This window comes from Pseudomonas sp. Xaverov 83 (assembly GCF_019352905.1).
In the GTDB taxonomy this organism is placed as follows: domain Bacteria; phylum Pseudomonadota; class Gammaproteobacteria; order Pseudomonadales; family Pseudomonadaceae; genus Aquipseudomonas; species Aquipseudomonas yamanorum.
In genome coordinates this window covers 26,414-39,938 of sequence record NZ_JAAAFU010000038.1, presented here as the reverse complement: position 1 = coordinate 39,938, position 13,525 = coordinate 26,414, and the positions used below count along the sequence as shown (strand labels likewise).

Here is a 13,525-nt window from a genome sequence, read left to right as displayed (position 1 = left end):
AATGGGGGCGCTGTTGCGCCTTTTGCTGATCGGGTTACCAAGCCCGGTCGCTGAATTGGCAGCGACGGGCAAACTATAGGCCCGACCACATGAAGATTGCAAGTTGATCTGGCTGCCGAAAATGCTCATCCCGTTGCTCGTGGTGATAAACTTCGACCTGTGTGTGGTGTGGTATGTGGCCCTGGCAGCGTTGGCGCGCTTGCCGGGGTTTTGTCTTTTTTTAGGCATGAAAAACTCCAGACCACCCGGCGTTAAGCTAGGCAGCAGCTTGAATACTCAGTGCAGTTAGGGGTTAGCAGTCGGTTAGTTGAATCGCACCGCTACCACTTTCATTGAAGTGATGTTGCCCGCTTGGGCTAGCTGTACTGGTCATGCCGGACTTGGCGGTATTGAGTTCGAGGATGGCTGTCATGCGTCCACTGGCGGTCGCGCAAAATGCCTCCTGACCAGGGCGACGTGCTGCGTTCAGGAGAACCGTCTCCAGGCTGCGTAAGTCGTCTAGGGGAAAACGGATCGAATGCCCGTCGACAGATAATGTGATTGTGGTCATGAGTGAATCTCCGAAAGTAATTCAGCCGAATGCGTCCCCCGCATCGCTTTTTTCTCTCGTGTTTGGTTACGTTCCTCCATACGGTCAGCAATCCACTGATCGATCTCAGCCTCCAGCCAGGCCACGCTGTTGATGCCAATTGGAATAGGTTCCGGGAAGGTGCCGGACCGGATATCTGCATAGATTGCGGCTCTGCTCTTGCCTGTCTTCTGCTCCACGTCGCGGCGGCGTAGGAGGCGGTTTCCCAGCTCCAAACGTTTGATCGGTTGGAATGGTTTACGCACCGCTTTGCTCATGCTCGTTGCTCCCGTGCCTCTATGCGTCCATTGATCCAGGCTTGAACCTCACTCAGCACGAACGCCACTGGCGCATTTCGGGCGCCGCTGTCGTTGAGCTTCACCGGTCGAGGAAACGTAGGGTCGCGCTGAATCATTTTGTAGACAGTGGGGCGTGCTAGCCCGGTGAGCATCTGTAGTTCTGGCATGCGTACCAGTGCGACGACCATGTTGTCTCGTCTATCTATCTGCTTACTCATGGCCGTACCTCGCTTTCGTTTTGAGGCTGGCTGAGGGCGGGTGGATGATCTTCGTGTGTAGGTAGGTCCCGCTCTCTGTGTATGCCTCTGCGAATTGCGCTAGGGGCGTAAGGCAACTGTATTTCTGGATTTGGCCAACTGGGCGGGCTCAGGCGATGGGTGATTTCGTCGACGCCAGTGAACGTGGCACCACAAACTGCGTTCTTGCACACAAGAAGCGTTTTTGACATGAGCAGATGCTCACTGCTTGAGCTGCGTTTGATTAGCGCCGAACCGCAATCTGGACAGCGGCGCTTCGTGCCTTGTTGTGGTCTGCTGGATTGAGCGCTGGTGAGCATCGGGATTTTGCCTCCGGGTCTGGACGCCTCAAGCATCACTAATCCCGCCCTGGCCTGGAACCTTGAGGAGTTGTAGGCGGCGCCGCGACAGGTAGATTCCGCGCTCCAGAAACTGCCAGCAATGAGAGACGTCATCGATTGGTCCCTCCGGAGATACCTGTTAGGTGGCTCTCGAGCCAGGTGCCTACATCTCGCTCGCGATAGCGCACCAGGCGGCCTACTTTCACGTAGGGGAGATTGTGGCGTCCACTGCTACGCCAGGATGCAAGAGTACGAACTGATATGCCCAACTCACGCGCGGCGCGAGCTGGTGTCCAGAGGTCAGCGGTGTGCGATGTAGTGATGGATAGAGGCATCTTCGTCTCCGTAAGTGCGGTTTGCGACTACGTGGCGAGGATGCTTAGAGCCTGAGCCCATTTGGATTCCTTCCGATTTCCGAATTCGGAAATCGGGTTACTCAATCTCCTTCAAAGCTTGCCTGAGTAATTTTTCGAACCCTGCTCCTTGGAAGTTATGGCCATCATGACGAAGCTTGGTGGCGGTGTTCGCTAGCGCTTTGGAGATGGTCGTGATGTTGGGTGAGCCCCCTCGTGTGTATCGTCTACGTCGACTCACTAGCTGCTCGTTCTGATCCAGCTCGCCGCCTAGTTCTGCGATCAGATGGGCAGCTAGGCCTAGCGCCCTCAATAGTGGCTCAGGACGCCGCTCGGACTCAGCAACGAATTCAGGTATTGGCGGCTCTGTGTTTGGATAGCTGCTCCAGTTAACAGCGCTGCGGGCCAGACATAGGGTTTGCTCAATCGCTGGAAAAGTACCTTCAGTGAAGATGAAGTCGTGAGGGGGCGCCGACGCGGGCATCGGTAGGTTGTTCTTGAGGCGTTCAAGATCAGCAAGGTGAATCAATATTTCGTAGTTCCCCTGCATGATGCTCAGAGGCCGGTCGTTCTCACCAATGCGATAACAACCGTAGAGTCCATCGGGTCCTAAGCTGGCTGAAAGCCCCACTGGTCGCCCGTGAGCTAACATCTGTGCCGCTGACCTGAACAGTCGATAGAGCCGAACGGGGACCGGCCCATCTATGAAGCACAAAACCTCGCATGCATCACTGTCAAGGTTCAGCGGTGATTCCACTACGTCCCCTGAGCCTGGTAGCAGCTTGAGTCGGTACAGCCCTATATGAGCGTCATCGGTTGGCCAGTAATGCACAGGTAGCCGGTCGTTTTCCGCTGCTCGTGAAATCGCCTCTTTGTCATAGGGGGTTCCGGTTGCGTCGGTGAGCCAAGCTGCTGCTTCGTCGAATGTCAGCCACTCTTTGAATGCATAGCTAGTCATCACGCTTGCTCCTTTGCATGAAAATCGACGCTCACAACATTGCCGCGCTCCAGAAGGTCCAGACGGTCGGCATACCACTGCATCATTTGCCGGCGTTGCTCCAGGTAAATAGCTTTGTTGTAAACCCCGGAGACTCCGCCTTCAACGTGAGCTAACTGGGCCTCCACGTGCTCACGAGGGAAGTTATTTTCGCGTAGCAGGGTCGATGCGATGTGTCGGAAGCCATGGGCTGTCTGTCGCCCCTCGTATCCCAGGCGTCGTAAGGCCATGTTGAATGCCATATTGCTGCGAGGCTTTTTCCGGTCACTACGACCAGGGAAGAGCAGTGGATAACGACCATTCAACGTGTGTAGCTCTCGGAGCGCTTTAACCGCCTGCTTTGACAGAGGTACTAGATGGTCGCGGCGCTTTTTCATGCGGGCAGCCGGGATGCTCCAAAGTGCGTTTTCAAGGTCAAACTCCGACCAAGGCGCCTCACGTAGCTCGCTTGGCCGCACGCCGGTCAGCGTCAATAGGTGCAGGCCAAGGCGCAGATCTAAAGCGTGAGGATATGTGCGGATGGCGCGGAGCAGTTCAGGAAGCTCTTTCGCCGTGACGTGGGCGTAGTTCTCGGCTGGCTTGGATTGCAGGAAACGACTAAGGCCTTCCAGCGGATTGTGAATGGCTCTGCCTGTCACTCTCGCCAGATCGTAGATTTCCTTGCAGGAGCGGCGAACGCGGCTCATTTGTTCAAGGATTCCCTTTCGCTCAAGTGTTTGTAGAAAGTCCATCCATTGCTTGGGCGTTATCTCTGCATACGGTCTTTTGCCGAAAACGGGGAAGACGTGGAGCTGTAGAGCGCCGACTGTGCGTTTTGCGGTGCTGGCTTCCCAGCCAGGGCTGCGAATTTCGATCCACTCGCGAGCCAGGATCTCGAACGTGTTTGTTGCCGCTTCGAGTTCAGCCGCCTTGCGGGCTTTGCGTGCAGCGATAGGGTCGCCGCCGTTGGCTATTTCCTTGCGGTGCTCGGCGGCCTTTTTCCTGGCCAGCGCACCACTGACCTCCGGGTAGCCGCCTAAGCCAAGCCAGCTCCACTTGCCCGCTTGGTTTTTGTATCGAAGTTGCCAGGATTTCTGGCCATCCGGCTTAACGCGCAGATAGAGGCCGCTGCCGTCGAGCTCGCGATATTCCCTGGTCTCGGGTTCGATGCTTGCTAGCGCGGTGTCACTGAGCGGCCTGCGTTTGATTTCTGACCGTTTCACGCTCGTGTATCCCCTCGGTTCTAGATATGGCCAAGGATACACCGAGGGATACACACAGCTGAAGTATGAGGGGAGATGACTATAGACAAGCAGAAACAACAAAGCCCGCACAGGGCGGGCTTTGCGGGGCGTTTCGTAGTCATCAGGAGACAACCAGAAACATCATTTTGGTGCACCCGGCGGGATTCGAACCCACGACCCCTGCCTTCGGAGGGCAGTACTCTATCCAGCTGAGCTACGGATGCTTGTGCGGGCGACATCATACCCATGTCGACCTTGGGCGTCCATGCCGCTTTTCGGCCTGCTGCCAGTAGGATTAAGCGCTGCCGAAGCCCTGTGCCGGGCATCTCGACGAATTACGGTTGAACTCGCCTGAAACACGCTGATCAGAAAAATGGAGCAAATGCGCCGTTTTCGTTCTTTTTTTCGAACAGACTATTGCCCTGCACCCCCATTGATCCTAGGATTCGTTTGAGATTTCAAACGCTCCTGCCTGGGTGCTGAACCGCACATTTGTCCTTTCGTGCGCTATTTACGTGCTTGCGCCCAGTGAATGATTTCCCTGACGGCAGCCCTCAAGGCGCCTTTCAACAACTCTAATTCGCTCCGCGCGTGCGCGGTGCTGTTAAGGAAAGCCGACATGCAGCTCAAAGACACCCAGTTGTTCCGCCAGCAAGCCTTCATTGATGGCGCTTGGGTCGATGCGGACAACGGTCAAACGATCAAGGTCAACAACCCCGCTACCGGCGAAATCCTCGGTACCGTGCCAAAAATGGGCGCCGCCGAAACCCGTCGCGCCATTGAAGCAGCTGACAAGGCCCTGCCGGCCTGGCGTGCACTCACCGCCAAGGACCGCGCCAACAAGCTGCGTCGCTGGTTCGAGCTGATTATCGAGAACCAGGACGACCTGGCTCGCCTGATGACCCTGGAACAAGGCAAGCCGCTGGCCGAAGCCAAGGGCGAAATCGTTTACGCCGCTTCGTTCATCGAGTGGTTCGCCGAAGAAGCCAAGCGCGTCTACGGTGATGTGATTCCCGGCCACCAGCCGGACAAGCGCCTGATCGTGATCAAGCAACCGATCGGTGTTACCGCTGCCATCACGCCGTGGAACTTCCCGGCCGCGATGATCACCCGTAAAGCCGGCCCGGCCTTGGCCGCTGGTTGCACCATGGTGCTCAAGCCTGCGTCGCAAACCCCGTTCTCCGCGTTCGCCCTGGCTGAACTGGCCCAGCGTGCCGGCATTCCGAAAGGCGTGTTCAGCGTGGTCTCCGGCAGCGCCGGCGATATCGGCAGCGAGCTGACCAGCAACCCGATCGTGCGTAAATTGTCCTTCACCGGCTCCACCGAAATCGGTCGCCAGCTGATGGCCGAATGCGCCAAGGACATCAAGAAAGTCTCCCTGGAACTGGGCGGCAACGCGCCGTTCATCGTGTTCGACGACGCAGACCTGGATAAGGCCGTCGAAGGCGCGATCATTTCCAAGTACCGCAACAATGGCCAAACCTGCGTCTGCGCCAACCGTCTGTACATTCAGGATTCGGTGTACGACGCGTTCGCCGAAAAACTGAAAGTGGCGGTGGCCAAGCTGAAGATCGGCAACGGTCTGGAAGAAGGCACCACCACCGGTCCGCTGATCGACGAGAAGGCCGTGGCCAAGGTTCAGGAACACATCGCTGATGCCCTGAGCAAAGGCGCGACCCTGTTGGCCGGCGGCAAGGTGATGGAAGGCAACTTCTTCGAGCCGACCATCCTGGTCAACGTGCCGAAAGACGCTGCCGTGGCCAAGGAAGAAACCTTCGGCCCACTGGCGCCGCTGTTCCGTTTCAAAGACGAAGCCGAAGTGATCGCGATGTCCAACGACACCGAGTTCGGCCTGGCGTCCTACTTTTATGCCCGCGACCTGGGCCGTGTGTTCCGTGTGGCTGAAGCCCTGGAATACGGCATGGTCGGCGTCAACACCGGGTTGATCTCCAACGAAGTGGCGCCGTTCGGCGGCATCAAGGCTTCGGGCCTGGGCCGTGAAGGCTCCAAGTACGGGATCGAGGATTACCTGGAAATCAAATACCTCTGCCTGGGCATCTAAGCCCGGCGCGAGCTTGCAGCAAACGCAAAGGGCACGAGAGCGCTGTCCCTTTGCGTGTTTCACACCGTTATTCGTAGTGGCCGGGAAAGCTGTGGCAGTCGATCATCGCATGCTGCCGTAGTTGCCTCCCCGCCACGTATTCCTTGGACCACGCCACCCGATGAGTGGCGAATGAGGACTTTATGAGCAAGACCAACGCATCCCTGATGAAACGCCGCGAAGCCGCTGTACCACGTGGTGTTGGCCAGATTCACCCGATCTTCGCCGAGTCGGCGAAGAACGCCACCGTGACCGACGTTGAAGGTCGCGAGTTCATCGACTTCGCTGGCGGTATCGCCGTGCTGAACACCGGTCACGTGCACCCGAAAATCATCGCGGCCGTGACCGAACAGCTGAACAAGCTGACTCACACCTGCTTCCAGGTACTGGCCTACGAGCCGTACGTTGAGCTGTGCGAAAAAGTTAACGCCAAGGTGCCGGGTGATTTCGCCAAGAAAACCCTGCTGGTCACCACCGGTTCCGAAGCGGTAGAAAACGCCGTGAAGATCGCCCGTGCCGCCACTGGCCGTGCCGGCGTGATCGCGTTCACCGGCGCCTACCATGGTCGCACCATGATGACCCTGGGCCTCACCGGCAAAGTCGTGCCGTACTCGGCCGGCATGGGCCTGATGCCAGGTGGCGTGTTCCGCGCGCTGTTCCCGAACGAACTGCACGGTGTGAGCGATGACGACTCCATCGCCAGCATCGAACGCATCTTCAAGAACGATGCCGAGCCGCGTGATATCGCTGCCATCATCATCGAGCCGGTGCAGGGCGAAGGCGGTTTCTACGTCGCGCCTAAATCGTTCATGAAGCGCCTGCGCGAACTGTGCGACAAGCACGGCATCCTGCTGATCGCCGACGAAGTGCAAACCGGTGCCGGCCGTACCGGTACCTTCTTTGCCATGGAACAGATGGGCGTTGCCGCCGACCTGACCACCTTCGCCAAATCCATCGCAGGCGGCTTCCCGCTGGCCGGCGTATGCGGCAAGGCTGAATACATGGACGCCATCGCCCCAGGTGGCCTGGGCGGCACTTACGCTGGTAGCCCGATCGCTTGCGCCGCGGCCCTGGCCGTGATGGACGTGTTCGAAGAAGAGCACCTGCTGGACCGCTGCAAGGCTGTCGGCGAGCGCCTGGTGACCGGCCTGAAAGCTATCCAGGCCAAGTACCCGGTGATCGGCGAAGTGCGTGCCCTGGGCGCAATGATTGCGGTCGAGCTGTTCGAAGATGGCGACAGCCACAAGCCGAACGCCGCTGCGGTTGCTTCCGTGGTGGCCAAGGCTCGCGACAAGGGCTTGATCCTGCTGTCCTGCGGCACCTATGGCAACGTGTTGCGCGTGCTGGTTCCGCTGACCTCGCCGGACGAGCAGTTGGACAAAGGCCTGGCGATCATCGAAGAGTGCTTCTCCGAGCTGTGATCGAAAGTTGACCTGATCGACAAAAAACCCGCTTAGGCGGGTTTTTTTGTGCCCGATGAACGGTATTCAGCCGTTGTTCATTGTACCCGGGCGGCTCCTTTGTCTAAGGTGCTGGTATTGCCGATGGAGCGTGCTGGATGACTGCTGTTGATTTACCTGCTGTACCCCGTGTGCTGATTGCCGAGGCCGACCCTTGGTCCCGGGATTTGCTCAAGCAGGTGTTGCTGAATGTGCGCTGTGACGCACGGCTGGATGTGTGCGCCGATGGCCAGCAAGCCGCCGAGCTGCTGCGTGACAAACCCTACGACTTGATCCTCGCTGATTGGGAGCTGCCCGGCGTCGATGGCCTGAGCCTGTTGCGCAGTGTGCGCCAGCAACGGCGCACGCCGCTGTTGCCGTTTATCCTGCTGGGCACCCGCAACGACAGCGCCAGCGTGCACGAAGTCTTGCCCCTGGCGCCGACGGCGTACCTGACCAAACCCCTGAACATGGAAAGCCTGACCCAGCGCCTGCAAGACCTGCTGCTGAATGAAGGCGAGACGGTGTATTGCGAAGTCCCGGCCCTGGCGCCGGGCATGACCTTGCCGGTGTTTCTGGAGCGCCGCCGCGAAGCCTCCGACGGCGCCCCGCTGCGGGTCGACGTGCAGGCCGCGGTGCAACATAGCCTGGAACCGGAAGGCTTGGACCTCAGGCGTCTGGAGGAGCAGGTGCGCGTGGACCCGCAAATCACCGCCGTGCTGATCGCCGCCGCCAACAGCGCCGGGTATCACGGCTCGCCGGTACAAACCCTGGCCATGGCCCTGCACAAGCTGGCGGCCGGGCAGAGCATGAACCTGATCCTGGGGCTGGCCCTCAAGCACAACGTGGTGCTGAGCGACCCTGGCCTCAAGGATTACGCCGAGCGTTACTGGCAGCTTTCCCAACGCACCGCCGATTACGCCCGCAGCCTGGCGCGGATGCTCGACCTTGATCACGAGCGCTGCTACAGCGCCGGCATCCTCCATCGCCTCGGCGACCTGGCCTTGCTGCGGTGTCTGCAAGACTGGTTGCAGGGTGGCGGCGAACTGGATGACGAAGCGATTGGCGAGTCTCTCTACACCTTCGGCGCTGCCTATGGCTCGGCGTTGCGCACACGCTGGCGCTTGCCGCTGGAGTTGCGCCAGTTGATCGCGGCGATATATTCGCTGGAAGGTGGGGTGTATTCCCGGGAGGCGCTGGTGGTGAACCTGGCGGCGCAGCTGGCGCGACTGACCGAGCATGAAGGCGTCGAGGCATTGGCGAAAGGCAAGACGGCACGCTTGCTCAAGGTGGGTTTGCCGGAATTGACGCGTATGCGCAAAACCTAGCAGGCGATGCGGGCCCAGTGTGGGAGCTGGTTTGCCTGCGATAGCATCATCCCGGTACAACTGACCCACCAAGGTGCCTGCATCGCGGGCAAGTCCGGCTCCCACAGGTAATCGTGTAGCGTCAGCCGACGAGCACGCGGTTTTTGCCTTGGCGCTTGGCCTCGTACATCGCGGCGTCGGCGCGGGCGAACAGGCTATCCACGTTGGCATCCTCGGCTGTCAGGCTGGCCAGGCCCTGGCTGACGGTGACCGCGTAGCTCTCACCGTCATGGCTGAAACTCAGTTGCGCGATCTCGTGTCCCAGGCGTTGGGCCACCTGCATTGCCATCTCCGGTGCGCAACCGGGCAGCACAGCGGCGAATTCTTCGCCGCCAATGCGCCCGAACAGGTCGCCACGGCGCAGAACCCCTCGACCGCTCTCGGCGATACGCTGCAACACCTGATCGCCCTCCAGGTGGCCGTAGGTGTCGTTGACCACTTTGAAGTCATCAATGTCCAGCAACAGGAACGCCAAAGGCGTGCCTTGCAAACAGGCGCGTTCGAACTCGTGGTGGGCGCACTCGAAGAAGTGCCGGCGGTTGCTGCTGCGGGTCAGCACGTCGGTAGTGGCCAGGCGATGGAGTTCCAGCTCAAGCTGCTTCTTTTCAGTGATGTCCTCGGCCATGCCCACCACGATCACGGGTTGGCCGGGCTCGGCCTGCTGGCTGATGTAGCACTTGTCGCTGAGCCAGCGGATCTGCCCGTCGGCGGTGATGATGCGGTACTCGCGGTCTTCCACGGCGCCACTGTGCAGCACCTGGGCGAGGCTGTGCTCGGCGTAGTCGAGGTCTTCGGGGTGAATGCTGTTGCGCCATTCCCGATGGTCGGCCAGCAGCATGCCTGCCGCACGTCCGAAAACCCGCTCATAGGCCGGGCTGACATACAGCACACGGCGGGTGTCCCACTCGATGGCCCAGAGCACGGCATTCACGCTGACCAGCAGTGAACTCAGCAGTTGCTCGCGTTCACTCAAGCGTTCCACTTCGCCTTGGGCATGCATCAGCGCCAGCAACGTAGCGGCGGCTGCCGGTCGTGGCTGGTCGTGGACGGGGGTGTCGGTGAAGGTCTTTTCGGGGACCATCGGCACAACTCTCTCTGGGCATGCCGCGGGGTTGGGCAGCTGTTACAACAAGGGCCGCCGGGATGGCGAAGTGTTGTTTGAGAGGGGGAATTTGCAGCTAAGTTCCGTTATCAGTGCCGATTGCGCGTGATTAGGCCGCGTCCGGTATATGGCGTCAAAAACCGGTGGCGAGGGAGTTGCTCCCTCGCCATGGTACGTATCAGACCGCCGCAGGCCGCAGCGAATAGGTCTTCAGTTGATGGGCAAAGTCCCGCAGGGATTGAATCCCGCTGGCTTCGGCCTCGTGTACCCATTCCTTGATCGCCGCCAGCATGTCGTGGCCGTTGGTGCTGGTTTTCAGCCAGATCTGTTGCAGGGCCAGGCGCTTCTCATAGATCACTTTCAGGGCCTGGCTGTGTTCCAGCATGCTTTGGATGCGCACGTGGTGACGGTCATCCAGCAGGCTGGTTTCCCGCGACAGCAGGCGCTTGGCGCGATGGAATTGGTGACGCACCGAGTGATCGACCTTCTCCAGTTCCTGCTTGACCAGCGGGCCAATCACCAACTTGCGGTACTGGGCCATGATCTGGAAGCGGTTGTTGAGGATCGCCATGGCGGTGTCCATGTCCAGGTGGCCCTTGCCTTCGACCTGGTGGGCGATCGGCGCGACCCGTTGCACCTTGGCCAGGCGCAGGAAGCTGAACACTTTGATCCAGGCCCAGCCCAGGTCGAACTCCCATTTCTTCACCGACAGTTTGGCGGAGTTGGGATAGGTGTGGTGGTTGTTATGCAGTTCTTCGCCGCCAACGATGATGCCCCAGGGAATCAGGTTGGTCGCCGCATCACGGCATTCGAAGTTGCGGTAGCCGATGGCATGGCCCAGGCCGTTGATCACGCCGGCGGCCCAGAACGGGATCCACATCATCTGGATGGCCCAGATGGTGATGCCGATGGTGCCGAACAGCAGCAGGTCGATCACGCCCATGATCGCCACGCCCAACAGCGGGTAGGGGGTGTAGAGCTTGCGTTCGATCCAGTCTTCCGGGCAGTTCTTGCCGTAGATGCGCAGGGTCTCGGGGTTTTCGGCCTCGGCGCGGTACAGCTCGGCGCCTTTGCGCAGCACGGTGGACAGGCCCTTGATCACCGGGCTGTGGGGATCGTCGACGGTTTCGCACTTGGCGTGGTGTTTACGGTGGATAGCGGTCCACTCGCGGGTGTTCTGCGCCGTGGTGAGCCACAGCCAGAAGCGGAAGAAGTGTTTCAGGCCAGCATTGAGCTCCAGGGAGCGGTGGGCTGAATAGCGGTGCAGATAGACCGTGACCCCGACAATGGTCACGTGGGTCATCAACAGAGTGACTGCCACCAGTTGCCAGGCCGACAAGTCAAGAAAACCGTTGTACCACATAGGCTGTATGGCCCTCAGATAAAGAAAAAACCAGCTTGCGCATTATCACTAAGCCTACAGATAAAACCAGCCGCCCTTTCAGATAGGAGTGACTGGATGTTTCTTATTCTATAATCCGTAACCTTTGTAGGGCGAATCTGGTTTTTTAGTAAGGATCACTAAACATATGCTGTTTTCATACCGAGGTGCCCTGCGTGCAGGGCTGGTGTACCTGCTGGTTTCGATTGTGTGGATTCAGCTCAGCCATCAGGTATTGATCAACTTTATCGATGAACCCGTGGAACTGGGCCGCTGGCTTCAGATGCGCGGTTACGTGTGGGTCAGCCTCAGTGCCCTGGTGATCTACCTGCTCTGCGCCCGTTTTGCCCGGGCGAACCTGGTCCAGCAGCCACTGCGGGAAAACCGTGAGCGCCTGCGCCAGGCCGCTGCCGTATTCGATTGCACCCGTGAAGGTGTGCTGGTCACTGACGCCCAGGGGCTGATTGTTCACGTAAACCGGGCCTTTATCGAAATCACCGGCTACCAGTGCGAAGACGTATTGGGCCACCGGCCGAGCCTGTTCAAGTCCGGACGTCACTCGGCCAGTTTCTACCAAGCCATGTTCCAGACCCTGGAGCGCGACGGTGAGTGGAGCGGCGAAATCTGGAACCGCCGAAAAAGCGGCGAAATCTACCCCCAGTGGCAGACCATCCGGGTGATCCGCGATGATCAGGGCCAGATCAGCCACTACGTCGCGGTGTTCTCCGACATCAGCGCCATCAAACACTCGGAGCACGAGTTGGCGCACCTGGCCCACCACGATCCGCTGACCGACCTGCCTAACCGCCTGCTGTTCACCGACCGCGCCGAACAGGCCCTGGCGTCGGCGCAGGCCCATAAACGCGGCTGCGCCTTGCTGCTGCTGGACCTCGACCACTTCAAGATCATCAACGACAGCCTCGGCCATAACGTCGGCGACCAGTTGCTCAAGACGGTCGGCGAGCGCCTGCAAGGCCTGTTCGGCCCCGGCGTGACCCTGGCACGATTGGGCGGCGACGAATTCGCGGTGCTGGCGGAAAGTTGTCCACAGCTGGTCCAGGCTGCCGCGCTGGCACAACGTATTCTCGACGCGATGAAAGAGCCGTTCATCTTCGACGGTCATCAACTGTTTATCAGCGCTAGCATCGGCATCAGCCTGTTCCCCAGCGATGCCCTGAGCGCCGAGCAATTGCTGCGCAACGCCGACTCCGCGTTGTTCAAGGCCAAAAGCGCTGGCCGCGAAGGCTACGCCTTGTACACCGAAGAACTCACGGCCCACGCCCAGCACCGGGTGGAAATGGCCGGCGAACTGCGCCGCGCCCTGGAGCAGCAAGAACTGCGGGTCTATTACCAACCGGTGCACGAACTGCAGAACAGCCGCCTGATCGGCGTCGAAGCCCTGGTGCGCTGGCAGCACCCGGAGCGCGGTTTGGTGCCGCCGGGAGATTTCATCCCGATTGCCGAGCGTACCGGGCTGATTGCCGATATCGACGCCTGGGTCATGGACCAGGCTTGCCGCCAGATGTGCCAGTGGCTGGCCGACGGCGCGCCGCTCACGTTTCTCGCGGTGAATGTGTCCAGTCGCCTGTTTGCCCGGCGCGAGCTGTACGACCAAGTGGCCAAGGTATTGCACGACACCGGGCTGGATCCGGCATTTCTGGAGTTGGAAGTGACCGAAAGCGCGGTCATGGAAGACCCGGAAGTCGCCCTTGAGCAGATGCACCGCCTGCGGGAGTTGGGCCTTCGCCTGGCCATTGATGACTTTGGCACCGGTTATTCATCGCTGCTGCGGCTCAAGCGGCTGCCGGTGCAGAAGCTGAAGATCGATCAGGGCTTTGTCGCCGGGTTGCCGTGGGATGAGGACGATGCGGCGATTGTGCGGGTGGTAATCGCGTTGGCGCAGAGCATGGGCATGCAGGTGCATGCCGAGGGCATCGAGCAGGTCGATCAGGCGCGGTTTCTGTTGGACCAACAGTGCGACCTGGGCCAAGGGTACTGGTTTGGTCGGCCGATGCCGGCCAGTGAGCTGGATTGGCATAGAGCGCCGACAATTTGCTAAACGCCGCCTGGCTCGATTTGAAACAGGATCAAGTGTGGGAGTGGGCTTGCTCGCGAATA

At 59.7% G+C, this 13,525-nt stretch carries 13 protein-coding genes and 1 tRNA gene; 4 read left to right on the top strand and 10 right to left on the bottom strand.

Translation table 11 applies throughout. The features are described 5' to 3' along the window. Positions 1 to 292: 292 nt before the first annotated feature. From K0H47_RS13665 to K0H47_RS13630, 8 genes are all read right to left on the bottom strand, one after another. A complete protein-coding gene (locus K0H47_RS13665; RefSeq protein WP_169863858.1) occupies positions 293 to 550 on the bottom strand; it encodes a hypothetical protein in 258 nt (85 codons plus the stop codon). Then, positions 547 to 846, bottom strand: coding sequence for an AlpA family transcriptional regulator (locus K0H47_RS13660; RefSeq protein ID WP_219272922.1), 300 nt, complete (start codon positions 844 to 846; stop codon positions 547 to 549). Before K0H47_RS13660 ends, K0H47_RS13665 begins: the two co-directional genes overlap by 4 nt. Further along, on the bottom strand, positions 843 to 1,034 hold the full coding sequence (locus tag K0H47_RS13655) for an AlpA family transcriptional regulator (RefSeq protein WP_099170295.1): 192 nt from the start codon (positions 1,032 to 1,034) through the stop codon (positions 843 to 845). Before K0H47_RS13655 ends, K0H47_RS13660 begins: the two co-directional genes overlap by 4 nt. Positions 1,035 to 1,081: 47 nt before the next feature. Then, entirely contained in the window at positions 1,082 to 1,315 is a 234-nt protein-coding gene (locus K0H47_RS13650; RefSeq protein ID WP_242527077.1) for a hypothetical protein, read from the bottom strand. Between the two features lie 239 nt (positions 1,316 to 1,554). Beyond that, a complete protein-coding gene (locus tag K0H47_RS13645) occupies positions 1,555 to 1,779 on the bottom strand; it encodes a helix-turn-helix domain-containing protein (RefSeq protein ID WP_083221770.1) in 225 nt (74 codons plus the stop codon). 97 nt (positions 1,780 to 1,876) lie between these two features. Beyond that, positions 1,877 to 2,755, bottom strand: a complete 879-nt coding sequence (locus tag K0H47_RS13640) for a hypothetical protein (RefSeq protein ID WP_219272921.1) — start codon at positions 2,753 to 2,755, stop codon at positions 1,877 to 1,879. After that, a complete protein-coding gene (locus K0H47_RS13635; protein ID WP_219272919.1) occupies positions 2,755 to 3,996 on the bottom strand; it encodes a tyrosine-type recombinase/integrase in 1,242 nt (413 codons plus the stop codon). The genes K0H47_RS13640 and K0H47_RS13635 overlap by 1 nt, the downstream gene beginning before the upstream one ends. A 168-nt stretch (positions 3,997 to 4,164) precedes the next feature. After that, positions 4,165 to 4,241, bottom strand: a tRNA-Arg gene (locus K0H47_RS13630). 395 nt (positions 4,242 to 4,636) lie between these two features. Between K0H47_RS13630 and gabD the strand changes: the two genes are divergently transcribed. From gabD to K0H47_RS13615, 3 genes are all read left to right on the top strand, one after another. After that, the gene (gabD, locus tag K0H47_RS13625; protein WP_003218155.1) at positions 4,637 to 6,079 is read left to right on the top strand and encodes an NADP-dependent succinate-semialdehyde dehydrogenase; all 1,443 of its coding nucleotides are present in this window, start codon (positions 4,637 to 4,639) and stop codon (positions 6,077 to 6,079) included. A 182-nt stretch (positions 6,080 to 6,261) separates the two neighbouring features. Then, positions 6,262 to 7,539 carry a 4-aminobutyrate--2-oxoglutarate transaminase gene (gene gabT / locus K0H47_RS13620; RefSeq protein ID WP_063033637.1) on the top strand — a complete coding sequence of 426 codons (1,278 nt, stop codon included), beginning with the start codon at positions 6,262 to 6,264 and terminating at the stop codon, positions 7,537 to 7,539. Positions 7,540 to 7,676: 137 nt separating this feature from the next. Then, positions 7,677 to 8,885, top strand: a complete 1,209-nt coding sequence (locus K0H47_RS13615; protein WP_063033636.1) for an HDOD domain-containing protein — start codon at positions 7,677 to 7,679, stop codon at positions 8,883 to 8,885. A 121-nt stretch (positions 8,886 to 9,006) separates the two neighbouring features. On the opposite strand, the gene K0H47_RS13610 is transcribed toward K0H47_RS13615, so the two are convergent. Both K0H47_RS13610 and desA read right to left on the bottom strand, forming a co-directional pair. Next, entirely contained in the window at positions 9,007 to 10,005 is a 999-nt protein-coding gene (locus K0H47_RS13610; RefSeq protein ID WP_063033635.1) for a sensor domain-containing diguanylate cyclase, read from the bottom strand. Positions 10,006 to 10,204: 199 nt separating this feature from the next. Next, entirely contained in the window at positions 10,205 to 11,389 is a 1,185-nt protein-coding gene (gene desA, locus K0H47_RS13605; protein ID WP_017478062.1) for a delta-9 fatty acid desaturase DesA, read from the bottom strand. Between the two features lie 166 nt (positions 11,390 to 11,555). On the opposite strand from desA, the gene dibA reads away from it, so the two are divergent. Beyond that, positions 11,556 to 13,466, top strand: a complete 1,911-nt coding sequence (dibA, locus tag K0H47_RS13600; protein ID WP_063033634.1) for a phosphodiesterase DibA — start codon at positions 11,556 to 11,558, stop codon at positions 13,464 to 13,466. Positions 13,467 to 13,525: the final 59 nt, after the last annotated feature.

What these genes read in the sequence shown, in the direction of transcription:
- K0H47_RS13665 (WP_169863858.1), bottom strand. Translation starts at nt 550, where the DNA reads ATGACCACAATCACATTATCTGTCGACGGGCATTCGATCCGTTTTCCC.
- K0H47_RS13660 (WP_219272922.1), bottom strand. Translation starts at nt 846, where the DNA reads ATGAGCAAAGCGGTGCGTAAACCATTCCAACCGATCAAACGTTTGGAG.
- K0H47_RS13655 (WP_099170295.1), bottom strand. Translation starts at nt 1,034, where the DNA reads ATGCCAGAACTACAGATGCTCACCGGGCTAGCACGCCCCACTGTCTAC.
- K0H47_RS13650 (WP_242527077.1), bottom strand. Translation starts at nt 1,315, where the DNA reads ATGTCAAAAACGCTTCTTGTGTGCAAGAACGCAGTTTGTGGTGCCACG.
- K0H47_RS13645 (WP_083221770.1), bottom strand. Translation starts at nt 1,779, where the DNA reads ATGCCTCTATCCATCACTACATCGCACACCGCTGACCTCTGGACACCA.
- K0H47_RS13640 (WP_219272921.1), bottom strand. Translation starts at nt 2,755, where the DNA reads ATGACTAGCTATGCATTCAAAGAGTGGCTGACATTCGACGAAGCAGCA.
- gabD (WP_003218155.1), top strand. Translation starts at nt 4,637, where the DNA reads ATGCAGCTCAAAGACACCCAGTTGTTCCGCCAGCAAGCCTTCATTGAT.
- gabT (WP_063033637.1), top strand. Translation starts at nt 6,262, where the DNA reads ATGAGCAAGACCAACGCATCCCTGATGAAACGCCGCGAAGCCGCTGTA.
- K0H47_RS13615 (WP_063033636.1), top strand. Translation starts at nt 7,677, where the DNA reads ATGACTGCTGTTGATTTACCTGCTGTACCCCGTGTGCTGATTGCCGAG.
- K0H47_RS13610 (WP_063033635.1), bottom strand. Translation starts at nt 10,005, where the DNA reads ATGGTCCCCGAAAAGACCTTCACCGACACCCCCGTCCACGACCAGCCA.
- desA (WP_017478062.1), bottom strand. Translation starts at nt 11,389, where the DNA reads ATGTGGTACAACGGTTTTCTTGACTTGTCGGCCTGGCAACTGGTGGCA.
- dibA (WP_063033634.1), top strand. Translation starts at nt 11,556, where the DNA reads ATGCTGTTTTCATACCGAGGTGCCCTGCGTGCAGGGCTGGTGTACCTG.